Raw genomic sequence first — 24,498 nt, 5'->3', positions numbered from 1 at the left:
TTTTATTCAGCATGTTTTGTGATCAAATTATCATTAATTTTTGGTGATTACGATAGTTTTTCTGTTATTAGGGTTTGTTGTCATTTCCTTCGCCTAATGCAGATATGCTTTGAATGTTTCGATTGCGCGGACACGACTGCTTTTTAGATCCACGATCGGTGCTGGATAGTTTAAGCTTTTAACTGCATTTTTAGCATAAGGTTCATGGATTGATTTGTCATCTAAATCAGCAAGCTCAGGCAGCCATTTGCGAATATAATCTCCTTGTGGATCAAATTTTTGCGATTGGCTGACTGGATTGAATATACGGAAATAAGGCGCAGCATCGGTACCTGTGGATGCACACCATTGCCATCCACCATTATTGGCAGCCAAATCTCCATCAATCAGATGTTGCATAAACCATTGTTCGCCCTTACGCCAATCAATCAGCAGATTCTTGCTTAAGAACATGGCACAGATCATGCGGACTCGATTGTGCATCCAACCTGTGGCGAGTAATTGACGCATACCTGCATCAACAATTGGAATGCCTGTTTGTCCTTGTTGCCATTTTTCGAGTGCAATTGGATCATCACGCCAGCCAATATTTTGGGTGGAGGATTTAAACGGCAAATGTTTTGAAACTTTCGGAAAATCAAACAGGATATGTTGATAAAACTCGCGCCATAACAACTCATCCAGCCATGTTTGTTGACCTTCTGATTGGATAATAAAATCACCTTGTTGTTGGCGAAATAAGGCTTGGATACATTGACGGATTGAGATGATACCAATATTCATATAAGCCGAGAGTTGACTGGTTCCTGCTTGGGCAGGCAAATCGCGTTCATTTTTATAGTTGATTACTTTCTCATCCATAAATTGGTCGAGTAAATGCAGTGCGTATGCTTCACCGATTTTCCAAGTCGCTATGCATGACTGAGGAAGTTTTGTCGCGTAGTGTTGCTGTAAGGCATCAATATCGGTTTGTATACTTGATGAAAAATCCAATGTGATTTGGGGTTGAGCCTCGGGTGAGGGATAACACTGAGGTAAAGCATGCTGTAAACGCTGATAGCAGGTTTTTTTGAATGCACCAAAGACTTGATAAGGTAAATTGGATTGATTGCGAATTGAGGCAACAGGGAAAAGCGTACGATCATTGAGTAGAATAAGGTCTTTTTTATGCTGATTTAATAAAGTTTGAGTATCATGATCACGTTTTAACTCATTTACACCGAGCTCAATATTGGCATATACATGTTGAATTGGAACAAGTTCAATTAAATCCGAAAAGAACTGTACTATATCTTTCCAAAGCGGCACTGTCACGGTGATCAGTGGAATATTTAACGCAGTAAGTTCTTGTTTAAGGTGCTGTAATTGGCGTAAGTAAAACTCAATTTTAATCGGGGCATCATCATGCAGTTGCCATTGTTCAGGTGACAAGATCACCAGAGCAATCGTAGGTCCTGTTTGTGCAGCATGCCAAAGGGCAGCATGATCATGAATTCTGAGATCTTGGCGAAACCAAATCAGTTGATAATCGCTTTGCATAAAGTAAGAACCACTCAATTTATTAGAAGAAGTAAGGTGTTTTTCTTATTTTATAAAAGTGAATGTGAAGAAAAAGCAAAGCCGAGGCTTTGCTTTTTGTAGTGCTAATTCATAAATGAATTAGTGGTGGTGACCACCTGCACCGTGTACGTGACCGTGATCTAATTCTTCTTGAGAAGCATCACGAATTTCTACGATTTCAACTTCAAAAGTAAGGTCTTGACCTGCAAGCGGGAAGTTTGCATCAACAAGAATGTTGTCACCTTCAATCGCTTTAACTGTTACGATCTGTACGCCGTCATCAGTTTGAGCTTGGAATTGCATACCCGGTTGGATGTTGTCTACACCTTGGAACATTTGAGCTGGAACTTCTTGCACGAGGTCAGGGTTGTATTCACCGTAACCTTCCGCAGCTGGAACGTTTACTGTGAATTTCTCGCCAACAGTTTTACCTGTAAGTGCATTTTCTAAACCAGGAATGATGTTGCCTGCGCCGTGCAAATATGCAAGTGGTTCACCTTGAGATTTGTCAAGTGTTTCACCCTCAGCGTTTGTTAAAGTGTAGTGGAATGAAACCACGTGATTATTTGCAATAGCAGTCATGTTTTAAATCCATGTCATTAATTTAGGTGTATATCATAAAGTGAAAAATGGTTTTTGTAGACCATTTTCCACTTTTTGAAACGATTTCATTATAAATAGGCACGAAATTAAAAATTTCAACTCAATATAGTTTAATTTTTGGACGGACACGTCTTGTGAGTAAATCTTTCATGGTCAGCATCCCCGCTTGGGTATAACCATGAATATTGGCTTGGTGTAGTCGATACAAAGAAACATACATGGTTTTGGCAATAAAACCTTGCACACTGACATCACCCAGCAATTCTCCAACAGCTTGATTGCGGCTTAAAGAAACCAGCGATCCTTTGTCGTTAAAGATAAACATCGGTTGTGGTGAGCCTGATAACCGTGCTGCTAATGCATCGACTAAGAATGATGCTTGTTGGCTTGCCACTTGTGCACGTGGTCCTAAAGGTGGTTGGCGCGCATCTAACTGACAATGTGCACAATCACCAAAAGCGAATACATTTGGATCCGAATAGGTTTGTAGCGTTGCATAGACCATTAAACGGTTAATTTTGTCACGTTTAAAATCAGTAAATGATTCTAGAACTTTAGGTGCTTTGACGCCGGCAGCCCATACCGTAATATCCGAATGCAAAACATGCCCATTACTAAAGTAGACATTCGACTGATCTACTTTTTGTACTTTGTGCTCCGTCAGAACCTCGATGCCCATTTTCTTGAGTTGCTTGGCGCTGTGCGCTGCTGTTTTCTCATTCAGTGCAGGCAAGATACGATCAGATGCTTCGATTAAGGTGATTTTGACTTGCTTCGGATTAATTTTCTTTAATCCATAACGATAAAAGTTCTTGGTGGTTTCAATCAGCTCTGCCGCCAATTCAACCCCAGTCGCACCTGCACCAACGATTCCTATATTCAAGGCGCGGTCATTGGGTTGATTTTGCGCTTCGATATAAAGGTGGAATAAATCTTGTTGGAAAATGTCTGCTTGTTGACGACTGTCTAGGAAATGACAATATTCACGAACACCTTCAGTACCAAAATCATTTGAGACTGAGCCAACAGCCAGCACCAAAGTGTCATAGCCTAAGCTTTGAATTTGTGGCGTGTGTTCTTTGGAAAGCTGAGGGGGAGCGAGGGTAATTTGTTTTTGATCTTTATTAACCTCAATTAAAGTACCAAGCACAAATTCAAAGTGATGCTTTTCTGCGTGAGCAAAATAATTGGTTTGTTCTTCGTGAGGGTTGATTGAGCCTGCGGCGATTTCGTGGAGGAGAGGTTTCCAGATATGGGTAAGATTCTGATCGACTAAAGTGATTTTAGCTTTGTTACGTCGACCAAAACGTTCACCGAGTTGTGTTGCAAGCTCTAAACCACCTGCGCCACCGCCCACAATCACGATATGATGTAAGGTTTTGCTCATGATTAACCTGATTATTTTTGTGAAAGGATGGGGGGATTATGCCATCCTTTTTTTAATTGTGTATGGTTAATCTTGATAAAATTAGTCGAGTTTCTATCCTTGATTTAAAGGATGAAGTTTGGCAGCTTGATTATCATTTGTTGAGAAAAACGAGAACAAGTTGGAAAACCAAGTCATGATTCTTTGAAAAATATTGGCTTCTTCAATCTGCACATCATTTTCAATTTGTAAGCTACGAAGTAACTGATTATTTTGATAAATTGAAACCGTGGCAAGGTTCATGGCTTGGGTCAATGGTGCAGTTAAATGTTGTTGATTGAGTTCAATATTGATATGCGTGTTGGTTGTTTGTAATGGCTCAACTGGGGTGATTTGTTGATTTGCATCAAGCACCTGAATACGTTGAGTGACTAAATCAAAGGTATTTAAATCAATCGGTGCAGGTTGAGCATATAAAGACGTAGTCACAATGGTTGGCTGTTGTGTTTCAACTTTAAACATTTTCAAAGTTGATTTAATCACTGGAAGTTCAGCAATCAGTCTATGCTTTGGAATGACTTCCTCATCACGCGTATAGGTATAAGCCAAGTTCATTAACTTGTGTGCTACCTCAGCGCGTTTTATGGCGTTTGGCGTGCCCAAAACAACCACAATCAAACGTCGGCTATCTACATGTGAATTAGAAGTAGGGCGCTCTGCTGTTAAAGCTAAATTGTAGCCCGCTGCTTTGGTATAACCCGTTTTTAAACCGTCAGAGGTCGGATCCATTTTGAGGGCAAGGTTAGTTGCACGATGGAAACGTTGATTGTAGCTAAAACTTGGCATTTTTGAGTAAATCAAATAGTCAGGTGTTTTGGTCACAATTGCTTGCGCGAGCAAACTGAGATCGGCAGCAGTCGAATAATGATCGGTCATGGTAATGCCTGACGGATTACTAAAACGAGTATCTTTCATTCCTAAAGCTTGCGCTTCTTGATTCATGCGAATCAAAAATTGCGGCACGCTCCCTGAGATTTTTTCAGCTAATGTCAATGCAGCATCATTGGCAGACATGATGATTAGGCCTGCTAATAGTTGATCTACAGAAATTTGTTCGCCAGCTTTCAAATACATTTGTGACTCATCCCACATCACTGAGTTGACAACAGGTGTGGCGGTAAGCACATCTTCTTTACGTAATTTGCCTGCTTCGATTTCTTTTAAAGCAATATAAGCCACCATCATTTTGGTCAACGATGCTGGCGCACGCTGCACATGACTATTGTGTTCAGCAATAATTTGTCCTGATTGTACATCGATGATCGACCACGCCTGAGCTTCGACTGTTTCGGGCATAATATTGAGTAAATTTGCATGGGTTAGCTGAGCAAAAAGCATGCTAAGAAATAAACAGAGGGAGAGATAAAATTTCACTTAAATACCTTTTACAGCCGATCCAGTGGCATGAACGCAAGAAAAGCATGCTATGACTTTTCTGCTATAGAATCTAGGGGGGCTGTTGACATTTTATATATGAATTGCGTTGTAGGCTAAACTTTTGCTGACAATTTCGACAACTGCGCAAGACTTTGTAAAAAAATGATAAGCTGTGAGAAATCTTTCTATTTGCTATTTTGAACTATGCTGCACTATCAAATTGAGTTCGATGATTATCGCCAACACCTCATTCATGTCACGCTTCGTTTTCTTGCCAACCCAAATCAAGAACTTTGGTTGCCCACTTGGATTCCGGGGAGTTATCTGATTCGTGAGTTTTCAAAACATATCGAGTCGGTTAAAGCATCGGATGAAGCAGGGCGTTTACTCAGTATTAAGAAAACCGAGAAAAATCGCTGGCGGTTATTCAATACCGATCATGAATTGATTACAGTTGAATATGATGTCTATGCATACGATTTATCGGTGCGTGGTGCTTATGTTGATCAAACCCGTGTCTATGTCAATCCAGCTTGTGTTTGTTTAGGACTTCAGGATCAAGAACAATCACCATGTGAAGTGGAACTGTTCCTACCGAATGAATTGAAGCATTTTCAGATTGCTACAGGTTTGCCTGCGAAAAGTTTAGTCAAAGGACGTTTTACTTTAAAAGCTGAAAATTATGATCAGCTGATTGATAGCCCATTTGAACTCGCTGATCAAAGTCGTTTTAGTTTTGAAGCAAATGGTATTCCACACGAGTTTGTGATTTCAGGAAAACACAGTACCAATCTACAACGTTTACAAGCCGATATCGAAAAAATATGTCGTACTGAAATCGATATGTTTGGCTCAGCACCCTTTCAAAACTATAGCTTTATGACCATGGCGACAGGCAATAGTTATGGTGGTTTGGAACATTGCAATAGCACTAGTTTGATTATACCTCGGGATGACCTACCAAAAGAAAATGAGGCGGAAGAACCATCTAAGGATTATCAGCGTTTCTTAGGCTTATGTAGTCATGAATATTTCCATTCATGGTTAGTGAAATTTATCCGACCAGAAAACTTTGCCAATTATGATTTGCACAAAGAAGGCTATACCAGCTTACTTTGGATATTTGAAGGCTTTACCTCTTATTATGACGATCTGATTTTGTTACGTAGTGGTGTCATTTCACAAGCATCGTATTTAGATTTATTAAAAGCGCAAATTGATCGTTATTTACAAAACCCTGGACGTTTTATTCAGTCTGTTTCTGAGTCGAGTTTTGATGCTTGGATTAAGTTCTATCGTCAGGATGAGAACTCTATTAACGCAGGCACAAGTTACTATAATAAAGGCAGCTTAGTGGCGCTTTGCCTAGACATGGGTTTGCGTTTAAGAGGTTCAAGTCTAGATGCTTTGATGCGTCGTTTATATGAAAATACGCAACAGGGAATTCAGGTCAATGATCGTACGGTTTTTGAGTTGTGCCATGAACTGACGGGTGATGATTGGATCGAGCAAATCAATCATTTGATCAATACCACTGAAGAATTACCGCTTGATCAATTATTACCTGAGTTTGGTTTAAGTTATACGATCAAAAATGAAAAAGCACTTCCATTTGGTATGAAAACGGTAGATAAAGCTGAGGGCGTAGTCATACAGCAGGTTCGCCGTCACAGTACTGCAGCTCAGGCGGGTTTATCTGCCAATGATGTGATTATTGCCATTGATGGTTTAAAAGCATCAGAGAAATTGCTCGCCCAATATTCGAAGCAGCAAGCTTCATTTACCGTGTTTGCTTTCCGTCGAGATGAGTTCTTGCAATTTGAGCTTCAGGGAGGAGAAAATCCACTCACCACGGTTGAATTGAAAGTTGAAGATCAAAGCAAAGTAGATGTTTGGTTGAAGGTATAATAGAAAAAGGGGGTAGCCCCACTGCTGTCCCACAATTATTCCAAGAAGAACCTCAATTGAGGTTCTTCTTGTTTTCGCCACTTCTTATCGGGTAAAAATAATGCCTTTAGATACTTCCTTTCAAATAAATTCACCTGAATAATTCTTAATAATCTTTGAATACTCCAGCCTTCCTGCGCCATATGTTTGGCAAAGCTCACTAGTAAGTAAGCGATTAATGCAATCCATATTTGTGTTTGTATTGCATTACGACTTCGGCCTAGAAATGATTTCAATTTTAAATTCTGCTTAATCGCTTTAAAGAATAGTTCTACTTTCCAACGATCTTTGTAGATCGCTGCAATCGTGGATGCCGCTAGATGGAAATTATTGCTTAGAAATTCGAAGCTCCTTTGCTTTTCAGCATCATAAAATTCTATACGCCTTAATCGCTTCGGTGCTCCTCTTTTCTTGGCATGGATACTCGTTAATTCAATGCATTCATCCGAAAGAATTCCCTTGCAAGCCAAAACCTTATAGCTCGATTTAACTTGATAAACTGTCTTTGGACGTAGTCGAGTCACAAAACTGATGTTCTGATCTGTTAACTGAGCAAACCATTGATAATCAATATATCCTTTATCAAATACCACAATACTTCCAGCAGGAAATCTAAGTGCTCTGCCTTGCACCATATCATTTTCAATGCCATCTCCAAGTGCCACGAATTCAGGGATGGTATTACTATGATTTAAACCAACAGTCAGTTTAATGCTCGCTTTAGATTCATGTACTTTTGCCCATTCACATAAGGACAGTGAAAGATCAATGTGGCTTGCATCAAGTGAATACAGCGGATTCTTAAATCGAAATTTATGTGCAATCTTTGTGTTTTCACAATGCCGAAGTAACTGAGTAAATAATTGCTGATATAGGCTGGCAGGCTGTTCTTGATTGATTCTTGCCAAGGTGCTTCGTGCAATAGTCTTAGCACCGAGATGATAGAGCTTTTCCTGCTGTGATTCGAGATTGGATTGAATATCTCTTAAGCTTTGCCGACAGGACAGCTGGGACATCAATATGGCAATAAACTGATCCCAACGTGTGGCTGATCTTAATTTTTGTCCACAATGATGCTGCTTGGCAAGACGTTCAAAATCACATCGTGAAATAGGTTTAAGTAATTGATGAAATACGGTATTCTGATGTGACAAAACCTGAGTCCTTGTAGTTAAAGTGTTTGTTCGCACTTATATTTTAACTATTTTGGGCTCAGGTTTTTTATTTAAACAAAACTATGGGACAGCAGTGGGGTAGCCCCCTTTTTCTTCTTCAAAAACTAGAATATTTATTTAGAAATCGAATAGATAGAAAATATATTTATTAATAAACATTTGTGAGAAGTCAATGACAGAAATAAGATTAAAATGGGAGCCAGAAAATAAAACACCTTTAAATGAGATTGAAGAACGTTTTACAAAATATCTTGCTGGTAAGAAAAGTGGGATATCATTACTTCGCAATGGTACGTTAGTTTTTTCGGATAATAATGGTAATAATGATGATAAAGCTGATGCAAGAAGAGCTATGTTGGAAGCACGGTTTTTAACTAGTTTTAAAGTTAATCTACTTAAAGAAGGAGGGTTTTTGGTAACTTTTCATGATGCAATTGCTGTTTTCGTTGGTGAGGGTGAATTTTATACTTCACGAGCTGAAATTATTGATAGGATTGATGAATTAAAATTTCTAGATGAGGAAATATTATATAATACAGAATCTACTTATAATGATTTATTAATAGGGTTGTATGCTAGAGGGAAGTTGCAAAAAGATGCGTATAATTTCGAATTTTACAAACGAATAAATGGTTAGTAATTAGAACTTTATTAAAAATTAAATTTAAGGCATTACAAAACAAATTTTGAGATCCCTGTAGCTGAGATTTTTAAGCAGATATGTTAAAAGGTTCCTGTTAGAATTTCGGTATTTCATGGTCGGAATAATCTTTCTACAAGGCCAGATGCATTTGTTGCACAATATAAAAATGCTGACGGCAATTGGATTCAAAAAACATTTTAAAATAAAGCTGGAGGTTAATAATGTCATTTTTGAGAAAAGCTGATTTGTTGAATACTATATTAAATGAAATTACATTAGCTGCTCCTTTAGAGTGGAAAAAGATTGTTTACTATACTGAGAGGTTAAGAAATGAGTATGGGGAGCTAAGAAATGCTGTAATTTCAGAATGTTGGGTTGGTGATAAAATTTTTAAAGTTAATAGTAGTAGAGGTCCTGTTTTAAAGTCATCAATTGAACTGTTTGATGCAGTAGATGATTTGTATGAGTGTGATGAAAATACAAAAGATCAATGGTTTGGTTTAGGTATTCGTCTTACAAATGATGGAAAATATTTAACAAAGTTTTATTATGAAGGTACTCCTTTACTTAATAATAATACAATTGATTATAGTCAAAGAGTAGATGCTTTGGCTGAGATGAATTAAATATATTTTTGCTTCGTTCCACCGTTGTTGAGTTGCACCCGAAAGTTGGACACATTAGTCTAACTGAAAGGATGCGCAATCATGTAGGGCGTAGAAACTGATTGACAATATGATTTTAACTGAGATTTGTTCAACTCATTCATAACTAGTTTGTCTTGCTCTATTGTTATTCGGTGAAGAGAGATAAGCTAAGTGATTGAATTGATTACTCATCACGTTATAATTCTGCTGTCTTCAAATATGTCACTTTATATATGAAAAATAAGAAATTAATTTTACCATTGTTGAGCGGGGTACTTTGCTCGACATGTAGTTCATGGCAGTGACAAGCAGACCCGATTCACCGTGACTATCGACCATTGGTCAAGTCGATATGTATTGAAAATAATCCTAAAGTCAAAATTGACCGTTTTCAAGAAACTCTCATTAATCGAATAGAAAGCTATCATATTCAGACACAGGTATTTAATGCGCCATTTAAGCCAAATATTTGTGAATTTACCTTGAACTATGATGCAACTGAAGATTACGAAACCGTATTCTTTATCAGTGATATGACGTTAAAGCTATATAACCGTGCGGGCCAAAGAATAGGACTTTCCGAATATCATATCTATCGAGGTGGCGGGCTTGATCTCACAAAATATCAAGGTAACGATGTTAAGATTAACCAAGTGGTCGATGGACTTCTAAACTCAGGGAAGAAGTAAAATTGCTTCTTCCTTGCTTTTTAAAATTAAAATAAATTAGTGTGGCCTGTTTTCATCATTTGTTAAAAAAATGAGTTTAAAAAGTGTAACTACAATCACATAAAAAGACTGTATAACACTGACCAAAGTTCAGTAAATAACCAATTTATAAGGTTTCAATCATAGACCTTAGTAGGTATTTCGTAGCGAAATGTCGTTATCACTAGATATTGCGTTGACTAGGATGCCCAGAGGACTGATACTCTCATGTTTTAATTAAGCTAACCGGTTCGCATGGGGCGAGTCTTAAACTTGCGCCTGTTATTTCTCAGCGAAATGTCGCTATCACAAGATATTGCGTTGACTGAGATATGAGCAGAACAGATATTCTCTAGTTTACTTAAGTAAACCGGTTCGCAGGGGCTAGGCCAAAAGCTCGGCTCTAAAAAACTCAATCCAACACAAGGGGCTATATATGGCTAGTGGAAAGTCAACAATCATTTACACACTGACTGACGAGGCGCCGCTATTGGCGACCTACTCGCTGCTGCCGATCATTGAGACCTTTACTAAGCCAGCGGGCATCGAGATTGTCAAAAGTGATATCTCTGTAGCCTCACGCGTGCTCTCAGAATTCTCAGACTATTTAAGCGACGAGCAAAAGGTGACGAACAACCTTGCTGAGCTTGGTCGTCTCACGCAGAATCCAGATACGAATATTATCAAACTTCCGAATATCAGTGCTTCAGTTTCTCAGTTGGTGTCATGCATTAAAGAGCTACAATCGAAGGGCTATGCAATTCCTGACTATCCAGGAAATCCAACGACTGAGGAAGAAAATGCGATCAAGGCGCGTTATGGTAAGTGTCTCGGCTCTGCTGTGAACCCAGTATTGCGTGAAGGTAATTCTGACCGTCGTGCGCCTACTGCGGTGAAGAATTATGCTAAGAAGCATCCGCATTCAATGAGCGAGTGGAAACAGTGGTCACAAACTCACGTTTCACATATGGAGCATGGTGATTTCTATCACGGCGAAAAATCGATGACACTTGATCGTGCTCGTAATGTGAAAATGGAGCTGATCACCAACAGTGGTAAGAGTATTGTCCTCAAGCCAAAAGTGGCATTGCAGGATGGTGAGATTATTGATTCGATGTTCATGAGCAAGAAAGCACTATGTGACTTCTATGAGCAAGAACTCGAAGATTGTCGTGAAGCAGGGATCTTATTCTCGTTGCACGTTAAAGCGACCATGATGAAAGTTTCTCACCCAATCGTATTCGGTCACTGCGTCAAAATTTACTATAAAGATGCCTTTGAGAAACATGGCAAATTATTCGACGAGTTAGGTATCAACGTCAATAATGGTATGGCCGGACTTTACGAGAAGATCGAGACATTACCAACATCACTACGTGAAGAAATCATTGAAGATTTACATGCTTGTCAGGAACATCGTCCTGCGCTGGCAATGGTTGATTCAGCAAAAGGGATCACCAACTTCCATTCGCCAAACGACATCATTGTCGATGCGTCTATGCCTGCGATGATTCGTGGTGGCGGTAAAATGTGGGGTGCCGATGGCAAACAGTATGACTGTAAAGCAGTTATGCCAGAGTCTACATTTGCTCGTATCTATCAAGAAATGATCAATTTCTGTAAATGGAACGGCAACTTTGATCCAAGAACGATGGGGACTGTGCCAAACGTTGGTTTAATGGCGCAAAAGGCTGAAGAATACGGCTCGCACGACAAAACTTTCGAGATTACTGAAGCTGGCGTTGCCAACATCACTGATCTTGAAACTGGCGAAGTGTTGATGTCACAAAACGTTGAGGAAGGCGATATCTGGCGTATGTGTCAGGTGAAAGATGCACCGATTCGTGATTGGGTAAAACTTGCGGTTACGCGCGCGCGCAACTCAGGTATGCCAGCAATCTTCTGGCTTGACCCGTACCGTCCACATGAAAATGAATTGATCAAGAAAGTCGAAGAGTATCTAAAAGAACACGATACTGATGGACTAGATATTCAAATCATGTCTCAAGTCCGTGCGATGCGTTATACACTTGAGCGTGTAGCACGTGGTTTGGATACGATTTCAGTTACAGGCAATATTTTACGTGATTACCTAACGGATTTGTTCCCGATCATGGAATTGGGTACTTCTGCGAAAATGCTATCGATCGTTCCGTTAATGGCGGGTGGCGGTATGTATGAAACTGGCGCAGGCGGTTCGGCACCGAAACACGTGCAGCAATTGGTCGAAGAGAACCACTTACGTTGGGACTCACTCGGTGAATTTCTTGCTTTGGCCGCATCGTTGGAAGAGATGGGAATTAAAGAAAATAATTCTCGTGCCAAATTACTAGCCATGACACTGGATCAAGCAACAGATAGATTACTGGACAGTGGCAAGTCTCCGTCGCGTCGTACTGGTGAGCTTGACAACCGTGGCAGTCATTTCTATCTATCGTTATATTGGGCAGAAGCGCTTGCTGCACAAGACGAAGATGCTGAGTTGAAAGCCACATTCGCTCCACTTGCGAAGACCTTGGCTGAAAATGAGCAAAAGATCGGTGCTGAACTTGCTGAAGTTCAAGGTAAGCCAGCTGATATTGGTGGTTACTACTTAGTTGATTTGGACAAAATTAGTAAAGTGATGCGTCCAAGTGCCACTTTCAATGCTGTTCTTGCAGCCGTTTAATGTTATTGATGTGACTGACTAATTTATTGGTCATGTAAAAAACCGATGTGAAAGCATCGGTTTTTTTATTTTATGATGAATTGGACGTTGATTTCTACAATATTGAATTGTTTAATGGTCTTTTTCAGTTTTAATATTTATATGAGTAAAAAGGGCTTATTTTTAGGATTACTGATTACAATCGTTTGGTTGCTTGGTATTTATTTGTTTTGTATTTTTAATGAATATTCATTGCCTAGTGAACTAAATTCTTTGGGAGATTTCTTGGCTGGTATCTTTGCACCAGTCGCTTTCTTTTGGTTGATCTTAGGTTATATGCAACAAGGAAAACAATTAGATCAAAATACTAAAGCATTAGAACAACAAGAAAGAGCACTTCAGCTTCAAATTGATGAGATGAGGGAAGGGATAAAACAGCAAGTTGAACTAGTTCAACTTCAACGTCAGCAATTGGATGAACAACATAGAATTCTTGAACCTAGATTCATTATTTCTCAATCCAAAGTAAATTCGCCTGTGTATGGTAGTAGTTCAGACCCAAATATAGATATTAAAGAAAATATAGTATTCGTTGTAATCAAGTACACCTTAGAAAATTTGGGAGGTGATGCTTTTAATTTGAAAATAGTTCATTCAAAGAGTAACGAGCTTTCTAAAAAACTTGCGAATGTAAAAGCATCTACATCAGAAGAAATTAGATTAGAATTAACACAGTTTCAAATAGATCAATTAAATCAAAAAAAAGAGTTAGAAGATTCATTAGATTTTTCTTATGAATGCAAAAATGGTCGCCTAGTTAAATATGAGTTATTAATTCAAATGTATCAGACGAATTATCCTTTTTATGGGGTTAATATGTTTTTGAGTAAAAATGATCATTAGTTTAGTAAATGTCCTAATAGAAATATTGAATTAAACAAGCCCACGAAAGTGGGCTTGTTTAATTCTAAAAATTAACGTGGTCGTCGACCACGTGGCGCTTTGGTATTTGGACGTGTCGTACCATTGGTCTTACGACGTGGTTTTTCACTTTCATCCATTTGCCAAATACGTGTTGTACCGCCACTGGCTTTTTTCTTACCCTTAAACGGTGCTTCGCCTTTTTCTTCACGTGCTTTATCTTTTGAGCGAGAAAAATGCGGTTTATTGGTCGACTTTTTCGCAAAAGAACGGCCTTCATACGGTTTATCCGCTGGCACATCCTTAAAATCAGAATAAAGCAACGGTTCGATTTCGACTTTTTCACCCGGTTTTAAACCAAGCTTCACCAAGTTGATTGAACCAATTTGAGTACGAATCAAACGTAAAGTTGGAAAACCAACCGCAGCCGTCATACGGCGTACTTGGCGGTTACGCCCTTCACAGATTTGTAGCTCAATCCAAGTCGTTGGAATGTTGGCACGAAAGCGTACAGGTGGAGTACGTTCCCATAACCAATCTGGCTCGTCTACTTTACTTGCTTTTGCAGGTAAGGTTAGACCATCCGCAAGTTCGATGCCTTGACGTAGTTGCTCTAAAGCTTCTTCGGTTACATCACCATCGACTTGAGCAAGATAGGTTTTATACTTTTTATTGCTTGGGTGGGTAATGAACTGATTTAAACCCCCATGATCGGTCAGAAACATCAGACCTTCAGAGTCTAAATCTAAACGACCTGCAATACGAAGCTCAGGATCGCTGATAAAATTTGAAACCGTTAAGTGTGCCGTATCTTCTCGGAACTGTGAAAGCACATCATAGGGTTTATTGAAGACCACTATTCTCATAAATAAATACTACTTCTAGATTATGGGGGTTGGTAAACTTATGCTTTTATTTATATGAGAAATGTTGTTATTTCTCATATAAATCTCAAAACAAACTAGATTGGATTAGACTATTTTACGCAAATAAAAAATTAAAGTATGCCAAAGAAGGCATATATTTACTCGCCAGCAACATGAGGGAGAGCCTATACAATGGGTTATCAGAAGATCGTGGTTCCTGCAGATGGTGACAAAATCACAGTGAATGCAGACCTGTCACTGAATGTTCCAAATCATCCAATCATTCCTTTTATTGAAGGCGATGGTATTGGTGTGGATATTACACCAGCAATGCAAGCAGTAGTAGATGCTGCGATTCAAAAAGCTTATTGCGGTAAGCGTTCGATTGAATGGATGGAAGTCTACTGCGGTGAAAAAGCAGACAAAATTTACGGCACATATATGCCAGAAGAAACTTTTGATGCTTTACGTGAATTCATTATATCAATTAAAGGGCCTTTAACCACCCCCGTTGGTGGTGGTATTCGTTCATTGAACGTGGCTTTACGCCAAGAATTAGATTTATACGTGTGCGTACGACCAGTACGTTGGTTTGAAGGCGTACCATCGCCAGTGCAACATCCTGAATTAACCGACATGGTGATTTTCCGTGAAAACTCAGAAGATATCTATGCAGGAATTGAATGGAAAGCTGATTCTGAAGAAGCCAAGAAAGTCATTAAATTCTTAAAAGAAGAAATGGGTGTGACCAAAATCCGTTTCTCAGAAGGCTGTGGTATCGGGATTAAACCAGTATCAAAAGAAGGCACGCAGCGTTTAGTACGTAAAGCTATTCAATTTGCCATTGATAATGATAAACCTTCGGTGACACTGGTTCACAAAGGTAACATTATGAAGTACACCGAAGGTGCGTTCAAAGAGTGGGGCTATGAGCTTGCTATGGAACGTTTTGGTGGCGAACTGCTTGATGGTGGTCCTTGGGTGAAGATCAAAAATCATAAAACAGGCAAAGACATCATCATTAAAGATGTGATTGCAGATGCATTCTTACAACAAATATTAATGCGCCCTGCAGATTATTCAGTGATTGCAACCCTGAACTTAAATGGTGACTATATCTCTGATGCACTTGCTGCCGAAGTCGGTGGTATTGGGATCGCACCGGGTGCCAATATTGGTGGTGCAATTGCAGTCTATGAAGCGACCCATGGAACAGCACCAAAGTATGCGGGTCAGGATAAAGTAAATCCGGGTTCGATCATTCTTTCTGCGGAAATGATGCTACGTGATATGGGATGGACGGAAGCTGCGGATCTGATTATCAAAGGGGTTTCAGGTGCGATTGAAGCAAAAACTGTCACCTATGACTTTGAGCGTTTAATGCCGAATGCAACCTTGTTGCGTTGTTCGGAATTTGGTCAAGCAATAATTTCGCATATGGGCGATTAAAGCTATTTAATGATCTTCAAAGAGCGGCGATGACCGCTCTTTTTTTATTACTTGTATGCAAAATTCGTGACCTAGAGGTTCAGACAAACGCTATGGGAACGTTCGTGATATAGATTTCATTATGTTAACTTATTTGAAATTCATTTAAATCAATTTCAAAATGGCTAATCTATTTAATACCGCAATTCAAAAACTCAGAAAAAATATACGTCCTCAAGGCAATTATGTACTTAATGCTTACAACGGCTTGAAGAATATCCCCGGTGGATTAACGTTACTTTCAAAAATTGTAAGTCGTAAAGCGCCGTATTTTCAAACGGTTGACCCAATAATTCGCAAGCTTGAACGCAATTATTGTGAAGCAAGCATGTCAAAAAACAAAACTGTCGAAAATCATATTGGTACAGTTCACGTGATTGCGATTTGCAATGGATTGGAATATGTCATGGGTGTTCTGGCAGAAGCTTCTGTGCCCGCTCATCTAAGATGGTTGCCAAAAGGGATGCAGGTTGATTATTTGGCGAAAGCTGATTCTGATATTCGACTTACAGCTATCGTTGAACAAGATTGGAAAACGGGAGATTTGCAAGTCAAAGTGCAGGCTTTAAGGGAAGACGGCGTCGTCGTTGTTCAAGGAATCATTACCCTTTGGGTGACGGAAAAGAAATAGGTCTGCTTTCAGCTATTTGATATAAGTTTCACGTAAAATTCTAAGATATGGTTTGTATCGCAAATTTAGAAAAAACTGTATCTATGATTTATAAACTTTCGGTTCAAAATAACTGAAAAATATTGAGAGTTTCCAACGATGAAAATGTATCAAGTTGATGCTTTTACCCAAGCATTATTTAAGGGTAATCCTGCGGCAGTCATTGTTTTAGATGCGTGGTTAGATGATGATTTAATGCAGAATATCGCCATGGAAAATAACTTGTCTGAAACGGCTTTTGTGAAAAAGTTGGATGATAGCAACTATGAAATACGTTGGTTTGCACCTATAGACGAAGTGGATTTCTGTGGTCATGCCACTTTAGCCAGTGCTTTTGTTTTATTTAAAGATTACACGGCTGCAAAAACAATTCAATTTCATGTGCGTAACTTAGGTGTTTTTGTGGTTAGCCAAGACGATGATGGCAAAATTAAAATGAATTTTCCGATTCGCAGAGCTGAGTTAGTGACTGAATACCCCCCTGAACTTCGAGCAGGATTAAGCAAACCATTTAAAGCGGTTTATCGTAACGCTCAAGCGTTTATTGTGGAGTACGAGACGGTACAGGATGTGTTGGATGAACAGCCTGATCTGGAAAAACTAAAACAATTGGGCAAAGTGCGTACTGCGATTACTGCGTCGCAACCTGATGTGGCAATTACGGCGAGAGGTGAGGGGCAGTTTGATTGCGTATCACGTTATTTTGCCCCAGCCGTTGGCATAGGTGAAGACCCTGTTACTGGCTCAATTCATACTGGCATCGTGCCACTTTGGGCAGAAAAGTTGAATCAAAAACAGCTTATTGCTTTTCAAGCATCTAAACGTGGTGGCGTTTTAGACTGTGTGATTGAATCTGAAGATCGGATTGAAATTTCTGGTTATGCAAAACTGTATATGCAAGCGGAACTTATGATTAACTGAGACATAGAGTCTGCTGACATTATAAACGCAAAGAAAAAGCTGTTTAAGTAAACAGCTTTTTGCAAAACATCACTATTAAAAACACCGCTCGTTCTCTACTATAGTTTGTCATTTTTATTTAAATCACCATAAATACTTGGATAATCTATGTTAATGCGGTTTAAGCAGCTTACTCTCTCGCTTTGTTTAATTGGATTGAGTGCGACGTCTTGGTCTCAGACAGTACTGGTAAAAACTGAAAAAAATATTGAAGAATATAAATTAGATAACGGTTTTAGAGTTATTCTTGCGCCGAACGATAAAGAAAATAAAGTTTATGTAAATACGGTTTATTTAACTGGGTCACTGAACGACCCGAAAGGCAAAGGCGGGCTTGCACATTTACTTGAGCATCTGGCATTTAAAGGCACACAAAATGTAAAAGGCGATGAGTTCCAACGCCGTTTAGATCAATTTACTTTGATGACCAATGCCAGTACCGATTATTACGCCACGAAGTACATTAACATTGTCCGTCCAGAAAAAAATGCCTTGAATGAAATTCTATACCTCGAATCTGAGCGTATGGATAAATTGGTACTCCAAGAGAAATTTGTTCCATCAGAAATTGAGATCGTAAAACGTGAACGTGAGATTCGTATGGATCAACCCTTTGCTGTTTTAATGGATCAGATGCTAAAAGCCGCCTATGGAAATCAATATTTAGGTCGTTTGCCAATTGGTGATTTACCTGAATTGAAATCCATTACCATGAATGAGTTAAATCAATTTTATCGAACATGGTATGCACCGAATAATGCAGTCATGGTGATTTCAGGTAAATTCGATAAAACTGAAGTTTTAAATAAAGTTGACCAATACTTTAGCCCAATTCCAGCTCGCACTGTGCCAGCCCCTGTAAAAGTACCCGTGTTAGATGCAAGCAAAATCACCCAACGTCAGTTCACCGTACAAAAGGGCAGTGATCTTGCGAAGTTTCATATTTATATGAATGGTAAAAATACCCAATTGCAACCGACTTTAGCACTTGCACCCGCCTTATATACCATGCAGCCAAGCGGCAGTTTATATAAAAATATGGTTGAAACTGGGATCAGTACCGCAGTGCAAGCGACCACATGGTTAGATCAAGACTTTAACGTTGTATTCATGGGCGCAATTTATGCACCGAATCATGATGCAAAAAAAGTGGGTGAAGCATTAAAAGTTGGCGTTGAAAATAGTCAGCCATTCACTGAGGCTGAATTACAGCGGATCAAAAATATTTCTCAAAATACAGCGGAAAGCATTGCCAATGATGCAGTGGCTTTAGGTTCACGCTTAAGTGATTATGCGGTTTCTTCACATGGTCAGTGGGATCAATATTTTAAGGACTTACAAGCAGTTCAAGACTTAAAATTGAAAGATATGAATCAAACCTTGAAAGACTTTTTGGTTCCATCGCATCGTATTTTAGGTGATATCTTACCGACACCTGAAGACCAAAAGCAGGCCATGACGCTTAAAGCTGAAGCGAAACCAAAGACTCTAGACCAAAGTGCTGAAAAGGCTGAGCCATTAAAAGATGTCAAAGTCTATCAACAAGAAGTGGCACAATTTGTCACGCAGTCTGCTCAGCAATTACAGAAAAATGAGCAAAAGATCCAACGTGGCCAGTTAAAAAATGGGATTCGCTATGCCTTGTTCCCAACCGCAACCCGTGATGATAAAACCTATGCCACGATCAGTTTAGATTTTGGTGATGAAAAATCTCTATTTGGTAAAGCAACCACATTGGATTTAACCAGTTATTTGATGTTGCGTGGTTCGGAGAAACATACCTTACAAGAAATCACGGATAAAGCCATTGCAGCCAGTGGTGGTGCATCGGTTAGTTCAAATGGCAATGGTTTAACGCTGGTTGTTCAGGCGAAAAAAGATAAGTTTGAAGACTTTTTAGGCTTTATTCTGGATGTCGTGAAGCAGCCTAAGTTTGCCCAATCTGAATTTGATTTAGCAAAAAATCAAAGTTTGTCGGTGTTGGATCGACCATATACTGAGCCTGCTGTAGTAGCATCCATGACTTTATCTAAAGTTTTGGAAATCTATCAACCGGGTGATTTGCGTTACCACTTTGAACCTGAGCTAGCCAAAAAACAATTAAACGAAGCGACACAAGCACAGGTGAAGCAGTTTTATGATCAGTTCTTTGTGACCAATTACGCTCAGATCGCGGTAACAGGTGATTTTGATCCGAAGCAGATGCAGAAGACCCTAAAGAAAACTTTTGCTTCTTGGAAAGCAAAGCAACCGTTTAAGAAAGTCACAGGGCAATACACGGAATATAAAGCACAGAAAATTCATGCCTTATCTGAACAGCGTGAGTTTGGTAGCTATCAAAGTGTTTTAGCGCTGCCAGTCGGTTCATATCACAAAGATGCGCCAGCCTTAATCGTACTGAGCCATATTTTAGGAAACTCTCAACTTTCATCGCGTTTAGCGCAAGAGCTACGTGAGAAGAATGCTTTAGTATATGGTTTTGGTAGTGGTTTGAGTTTAGATCCTGATGTCGATGATGGTACTTTGAGTATTACAGCAAATTATACGGCTGGGCGTTCTAACCAAGTGTCACAGTCCGTACATAAAGTGTTGACTGATCTGTTAAATAAAGGTGTGACTGCGCAGGAAGTTGAAGCAGCCAAAGCCGATATTATGAAAAAGCGTGTGACAGCGTTGGAAGATGAACGTAATATCCACGGTATGTTGACGGGACAATTGGAACGCAACAAAACTTTATTAGATCGAGCTGTTCGAGATCAAGCGTTCGCCCAACTCAGTAAAGCCGATGTAGATGCCGTGATTAAAAAATACATTAAACTTGAACATTTTGTTGAAGTCATGGCGGACCAATATGGCAAAGCGCAGGACAATCGTTAATTTGGAACCTTCACATTTTAAAGTGATTTAAAAAAAGTTTGTGCTGCTACTATTCTGCATGTTTCTTCTGTTTTTAAATCACATCATAAAATGGATTGAATCAGTATTTATGATGAATTTTAAGCAAGAAAACGAAAGGGGATTAACATGATTTTGGCAGCACTTGCTGTGCTTCTCGGCTTAATTTTATTGGTGTTAAGTGCTGATAAATTTGTGGATGGCGCATCTGCTACCGCACGCTACTTAGGTATGCCGCCTTTATTAGTGGGTATGGTTATCGTTGGTTTTGGTACATCTGCGCCTGAGATTGTCGTCTCTATTATGGCGGCTATTGATGGAAATCCGGGTATTGCATTAGGAAATGCCTACGGGTCGAATATTGCCAATATTGCGCTTATTCTCGGTATTACCGCTTTAATTCATCCGATCATGGTGCATTCGGCTGTCGTTCGTAAAGAGCTGCCAATATTACTTTTGGTGACAGCGATTTGTATCCTACAAATTTTTGATGGTGTGTTGAGCCGTATTGATGGCATTTTGATGCTGTTTATGCTACTTCTCTATATGGGATGGACGATCTGGTATGGGATGCGCAATCAAAGCGACATATTGAGCCATGAGTTTGATATCGAGCTAAAGAAGCACGAAACGCCATTAAAAACATCAATTCTTCAGCTCATCTTCGGTTTGATTGTTTTAGTCATAAGCTCTCGCTTACTGGTTTGGGGGGCTGTTGAAATCGCCCAAGCCTTTGGTGTGAGTGAATTAGTGATCGGATTAACGGTTGTTGCGATCGGTACATCATTACCTGAGTTGGCGTCTTCTATTGCGGCGGCTCGAAAGGGTGAGCTTGATATCGCGATCGGCAATATCATTGGTTCGAATATGTTTAACACCTTAGCTGTAGTCGGGCTTGCAGGTGTCATTCATCCGACTATCGTACCGCAAGAAGTGCTCCATCGAGATATGGTGGTTATGGGCGCACTTACCCTGAGCCTATTGCTGTTTACGTTGAGTCTGAAAGGTCAAGGACGAATTGGGCGTGTCAAAGGGGGCGTGTGGGTATTTAGCTTTATTGCCTACACTAGTTATTTGGTTCACACCGCATTTTAGTACATTAAAAAAGGCATTGAATCATTCAATGCCTTTTTTATATAAAACGGATTCTAGGTTTACTTAATTACTTATCATCATGCTTATGCGTATGAAAATCTTCGTTTTTACGGAAACGAAGATAGTTTTCAAACTGCTCGCAATATTCATCAAAGTTATCTTCTAACATCATTTGAAACTGTTGCAACAAGTAAGACATCACTTGTTCTTTAGCTTCACGCATTTCATTGCCATCTTTAAAGTTGTTGGCAGCGACCCACGTATTAAAACGAGCTGTTCCGAACAGCATGGCAGCACTGACTTGGGCACGTAATTCTTCAGGTTTTGCTTGTTGACCTTTTTGTGGACGGCAAAAATCATTGGCTTGTTTGATAAACTCATCCGCACGCTCAAAAAAAATCGCATTTAAAGCTTCTTCTTCTGTTACATCAGTCGCATTAATTTTTTGAGACATGGTCTTTTCCAACGAAAACAAGATCAGACATTATAGACAAAGCCTTGCATAAACAAAACCGTTGCCTTAATCTAAAATAGCCTAAGCAATTAGAATAATCATGATGCAAGATGCAATCGCTATTCAAAGTCTAAAAACAGATATTGCCTTACTTCGTCAACATATCCATCCACCGCAACTTTTACAACAGGTGGAGGGCTTACCGATTTACTATGGACTGCAAGCAGAGGTGGATGAGTACTATCGTCAATGGCAACCATTGATTGAAAGGGCACAACAGCTTTGTCAGCCATTTATGCAGGATGAAATCGTAGACGTGATTCATTTACCGAGTCATTTGAATTTACCTCTGTTTTTCTTTCATGTGGATCGGATTCGGATTAATAAAACCCGAGCGAAGGAATCAAAAACGTTTCGGGGCGTGGCAGCTTTAGTCGAAAAATGTGGACAGTTTGATACAGACCAGATTTTTGCGATGCAAGAATGGCTTGAAAGTGATGACACGGCGGCGTTGGTCGCACACCGTGAATTTATTGATCTGCGGACTTATGTATTTCAACATGGCCAGAGCGAATATACGCGAACCCGTTTTTATATGAATGGCATGATTTTAACTGTAGAGCCGCATTTTAAATTGGTCGATGCACGGGATAAGCCGCGCAAGCAACGCAATGATAGCTACAGTGATCCGATTGCCGATAATGGCACGTGGAAGATTTTTGGGAAGTATCGGTAATTACTCCCAGAAAATATCTTTATGAGACAATACTTGGAGCTTTTTATCTGCTTTTTTCATCACATGCGGTTGTTGTGCCTTGACCCAACCTAAAGCAAATAAAAATTGCGATTGCTTCGCTGTATGCTGCTGAAAAATTTGCTCAGCCACAAACAAGTCATTATAAAAACCTAAATATTCTTGAATCGGCTGTAACTTATCTAGAAATTGCTGAATCTTCTTTTCAGGATATAAGCCTGATACAAAGTCGATGCAGTAGCGTAATTGCTTCACGCGCTTACGGGTACGATGTTGCTGTTCGATAGGAAGATCAGAAAATTGAGATGCGTCTTTTAAGATTTTTTGATAAAGCTTCGTCAAACTTTTGGTCACTTGTTTTGTGAGTTTGGTTTTTGATTCATTTTCACTATAGCTAAAGCTTAACAGTGATAAAAACAGTTGCGTAGTTTTGGTGTTACTCAAAAGCTTAGTGACATTTGTCGCTGCTTGAGCGTTGAATTGAAAATCAAAATCACAAACTTCTTTGATCAACGGAATGACTGAATCTTGAATGGCATCATTATCTCGCGATTGTCCTAAAGCCCTGAAAATGTCAGCCAATTCACTTTCCCAAGTAGGATCGATTTGCGTTGACCAATGTGAAAAATGCTTGAGTGCTGAGCGTAAACGTCTTAAACCAACACGCGCTTGATGAATATGTTCTGCTTCAGCAACACCATCAGCAATTGCAGCGGCATTGGGTAAAATCTGATTTAAACAATTTTCAATAATCAGTTTGAGGGCTTGTTCAGCCGAAAGCTCTGGTTTGAGTTGAAGTGTTTTGGCTTTGGTTGCTGGAGAGACTTTTTCCCCCATCGCCAGTAAATTGCCCCGTTCAGCTTTACTGCTTACATCGAGCCATAATTGATATTTTTCGACTAAGTGATTTGAAAAAATAATCAGATCTCGAGCCGATCCCTGTTTTAACTCAAACTCGACTTCACAGATTTTGGCTTGATCAGTTGGTGTACGAATTTCGCCATCATCGAGGCAGACTTCGATCTGAGAACCTTGGAATTCAAAAACGTGAAATGTGCGCTCTACATCGGTTTGGAACTGTAAACGTAAATCAGCAGGTGTATCGCCTAGCAGCTCGCGTAAAATGTCTTGAACAGTTTGGTTATGTTGATACAGGGATAAATCCAGCTCGGGTTCTTGTTCACATTGACCCAAATGAATATCTTCTTCAATCCGTTGTAAATGATTTTTACTCGCTGCCTTAAAGGTCTGAACCCAATGTTCACCTTCCTGACGCAGACGAATCGCAACATGGTTCTTTGCCAGTAGGCGATCAGCGGTATCATAGTATTTTGCTTGTAATCGAATTTTTTGCGCTTTTTGCTTATTTAAAGCTAGTAGAACACTTTTTTTCTTAGATGCAGGAAGTTGAAATTTAAGTTCTATTTCCATGATGCCGTGACTCCTGATCTTTTAGAATGAAGAATTTAAAAATGAGTATATTTTACTTGTGGATCGTTGTTTTTCATACTGTACTATCTTGCGCCAAAAAAGCTGATCTCGCAATGAGAGCTATAGCTCGTAAGGTGGTATATCAATAGAGTATCGCTTTGTTGGCATGCAATGACTTTATTTTGTACAAAAAATACAGTACCTTGTCATGAGCGTTATATAGGATTAGGAC

The 24,498-nt window shown here is 39.4% G+C and carries 20 protein-coding genes; 12 read left to right on the top strand and 8 right to left on the bottom strand.

From position 1 onward, the window contains the following. Nucleotides 1-93 precede the first annotated feature (93 nt). The 4 genes from MMO38_RS04765 to MMO38_RS04750 all read right to left on the bottom strand — a co-directional run bounded on the left by MMO38_RS04765 (nucleotide 94) and on the right by MMO38_RS04750 (nucleotide 4,963). Nucleotides 94-1,539: a deoxyribodipyrimidine photo-lyase gene (locus MMO38_RS04765; protein WP_241322752.1), complete on the bottom strand. Its 1,446-nt coding sequence runs from the start codon at nucleotides 1,537-1,539 to the stop codon at nucleotides 94-96. Nucleotides 1,540-1,659: 120 nt separating this feature from the next. Beyond that, a complete protein-coding gene (locus MMO38_RS04760) occupies nucleotides 1,660-2,142 on the bottom strand; it encodes a peptidylprolyl isomerase (RefSeq protein ID WP_005197827.1) in 483 nt (160 codons plus the stop codon). Between the two features lie 121 nt (nucleotides 2,143-2,263). Further along, nucleotides 2,264-3,550 carry an NAD(P)/FAD-dependent oxidoreductase gene (locus MMO38_RS04755; protein ID WP_241322751.1) on the bottom strand — a complete coding sequence of 429 codons (1,287 nt, stop codon included), beginning with the start codon at nucleotides 3,548-3,550 and terminating at the stop codon, nucleotides 2,264-2,266. A 93-nt stretch (nucleotides 3,551-3,643) separates the two neighbouring features. Then, nucleotides 3,644-4,963 (bottom strand): D-alanyl-D-alanine carboxypeptidase PBP6B, encoded by a 1,320-nt coding sequence (locus tag MMO38_RS04750; protein WP_241322750.1) that lies wholly within the window; start codon nucleotides 4,961-4,963, stop codon nucleotides 3,644-3,646. A 207-nt stretch (nucleotides 4,964-5,170) separates the two neighbouring features. On the opposite strand from MMO38_RS04750, the gene MMO38_RS04745 reads away from it, so the two are divergent. Then, the gene (locus MMO38_RS04745) at nucleotides 5,171-6,874 is read left to right on the top strand and encodes a PDZ domain-containing protein (RefSeq protein WP_241322749.1); all 1,704 of its coding nucleotides are present in this window, start codon (nucleotides 5,171-5,173) and stop codon (nucleotides 6,872-6,874) included. Nucleotides 6,875-6,909: 35 nt separating this feature from the next. On the opposite strand, the gene MMO38_RS04740 is transcribed toward MMO38_RS04745, so the two are convergent. After that, on the bottom strand, nucleotides 6,910-8,067 hold the full coding sequence (locus tag MMO38_RS04740; RefSeq protein ID WP_241322748.1) for an IS4 family transposase: 1,158 nt from the start codon (nucleotides 8,065-8,067) through the stop codon (nucleotides 6,910-6,912). Between the two features lie 193 nt (nucleotides 8,068-8,260). Here MMO38_RS04740 and MMO38_RS04735 point away from each other — a divergent pair, with 193 nt between their 5' ends. The 5 genes from MMO38_RS04735 to MMO38_RS04715 all read left to right on the top strand — a co-directional run bounded on the left by MMO38_RS04735 (nucleotide 8,261) and on the right by MMO38_RS04715 (nucleotide 13,635). After that, entirely contained in the window at nucleotides 8,261-8,725 is a 465-nt protein-coding gene (locus MMO38_RS04735; RefSeq protein ID WP_241322747.1) for a hypothetical protein, read from the top strand. Nucleotides 8,726-8,952: 227 nt separating this feature from the next. Further along, complete coding sequence (locus MMO38_RS04730; RefSeq protein ID WP_241322746.1) at nucleotides 8,953-9,357, top strand: hypothetical protein; 405 nt, start codon at nucleotides 8,953-8,955, stop codon at nucleotides 9,355-9,357. A 359-nt stretch (nucleotides 9,358-9,716) separates the two neighbouring features. Then, complete coding sequence (locus tag MMO38_RS04725; protein ID WP_241322745.1) at nucleotides 9,717-10,067, top strand: Sbal_3080 family lipoprotein; 351 nt, start codon at nucleotides 9,717-9,719, stop codon at nucleotides 10,065-10,067. Nucleotides 10,068-10,521: 454 nt separating this feature from the next. After that, nucleotides 10,522-12,753 (top strand): NADP-dependent isocitrate dehydrogenase, encoded by a 2,232-nt coding sequence (locus MMO38_RS04720; protein WP_241322744.1) that lies wholly within the window; start codon nucleotides 10,522-10,524, stop codon nucleotides 12,751-12,753. 72 nt (nucleotides 12,754-12,825) lie between these two features. Continuing rightward, nucleotides 12,826-13,635, top strand: coding sequence for a hypothetical protein (locus tag MMO38_RS04715; RefSeq protein ID WP_241322743.1), 810 nt, complete (start codon nucleotides 12,826-12,828; stop codon nucleotides 13,633-13,635). Between the two features lie 71 nt (nucleotides 13,636-13,706). On the opposite strand, the gene MMO38_RS04710 is transcribed toward MMO38_RS04715, so the two are convergent. After that, nucleotides 13,707-14,519 carry an rRNA large subunit pseudouridine synthase E gene (locus tag MMO38_RS04710; protein ID WP_004670416.1) on the bottom strand — a complete coding sequence of 271 codons (813 nt, stop codon included), beginning with the start codon at nucleotides 14,517-14,519 and terminating at the stop codon, nucleotides 13,707-13,709. 192 nt (nucleotides 14,520-14,711) lie between these two features. On the opposite strand from MMO38_RS04710, the gene icd reads away from it, so the two are divergent. The 5 genes from icd (at nucleotide 14,712) to MMO38_RS04685 (ending at nucleotide 21,627) form a co-directional block, all read left to right on the top strand. Beyond that, complete coding sequence (gene icd, locus MMO38_RS04705) at nucleotides 14,712-15,968, top strand: NADP-dependent isocitrate dehydrogenase (protein WP_241322742.1); 1,257 nt, start codon at nucleotides 14,712-14,714, stop codon at nucleotides 15,966-15,968. Nucleotides 15,969-16,128: 160 nt separating this feature from the next. Beyond that, nucleotides 16,129-16,638: a hotdog fold domain-containing protein gene (locus tag MMO38_RS04700; RefSeq protein ID WP_241322741.1), complete on the top strand. Its 510-nt coding sequence runs from the start codon at nucleotides 16,129-16,131 to the stop codon at nucleotides 16,636-16,638. A gap of 138 nt (nucleotides 16,639-16,776) precedes the next feature. Beyond that, nucleotides 16,777-17,598 (top strand): PhzF family phenazine biosynthesis protein, encoded by an 822-nt coding sequence (locus tag MMO38_RS04695; protein WP_241322740.1) that lies wholly within the window; start codon nucleotides 16,777-16,779, stop codon nucleotides 17,596-17,598. A gap of 147 nt (nucleotides 17,599-17,745) precedes the next feature. After that, nucleotides 17,746-20,514 carry a pitrilysin family protein gene (locus tag MMO38_RS04690; RefSeq protein WP_241322739.1) on the top strand — a complete coding sequence of 923 codons (2,769 nt, stop codon included), beginning with the start codon at nucleotides 17,746-17,748 and terminating at the stop codon, nucleotides 20,512-20,514. Between the two features lie 147 nt (nucleotides 20,515-20,661). Then, a complete protein-coding gene (locus tag MMO38_RS04685) occupies nucleotides 20,662-21,627 on the top strand; it encodes a calcium/sodium antiporter (protein ID WP_241322738.1) in 966 nt (321 codons plus the stop codon). A 67-nt stretch (nucleotides 21,628-21,694) separates the two neighbouring features. Here MMO38_RS04685 and MMO38_RS04680 read toward each other — a convergent pair whose 3' ends face one another. Next, on the bottom strand, nucleotides 21,695-22,081 hold the full coding sequence (locus MMO38_RS04680) for a DUF3144 domain-containing protein (protein ID WP_004670422.1): 387 nt from the start codon (nucleotides 22,079-22,081) through the stop codon (nucleotides 21,695-21,697). Nucleotides 22,082-22,184: 103 nt separating this feature from the next. On the opposite strand from MMO38_RS04680, the gene MMO38_RS04675 reads away from it, so the two are divergent. Next, nucleotides 22,185-22,817: a hypothetical protein gene (locus MMO38_RS04675; RefSeq protein WP_034595076.1), complete on the top strand. Its 633-nt coding sequence runs from the start codon at nucleotides 22,185-22,187 to the stop codon at nucleotides 22,815-22,817. Here MMO38_RS04675 and MMO38_RS04670 read toward each other — a convergent pair whose 3' ends face one another. Next, nucleotides 22,818-24,266 carry a CYTH and CHAD domain-containing protein gene (locus MMO38_RS04670; protein WP_241322737.1) on the bottom strand — a complete coding sequence of 483 codons (1,449 nt, stop codon included), beginning with the start codon at nucleotides 24,264-24,266 and terminating at the stop codon, nucleotides 22,818-22,820. It lies immediately after the preceding gene. Nucleotides 24,267-24,498: the final 232 nt, after the last annotated feature.

This window comes from Acinetobacter sp. NIPH 1852 (genome assembly GCF_022549455.1).
Classification (GTDB): domain Bacteria; phylum Pseudomonadota; class Gammaproteobacteria; order Pseudomonadales; family Moraxellaceae; genus Acinetobacter.
This window is presented reverse-complemented; position numbering and strand designations above follow the sequence as displayed.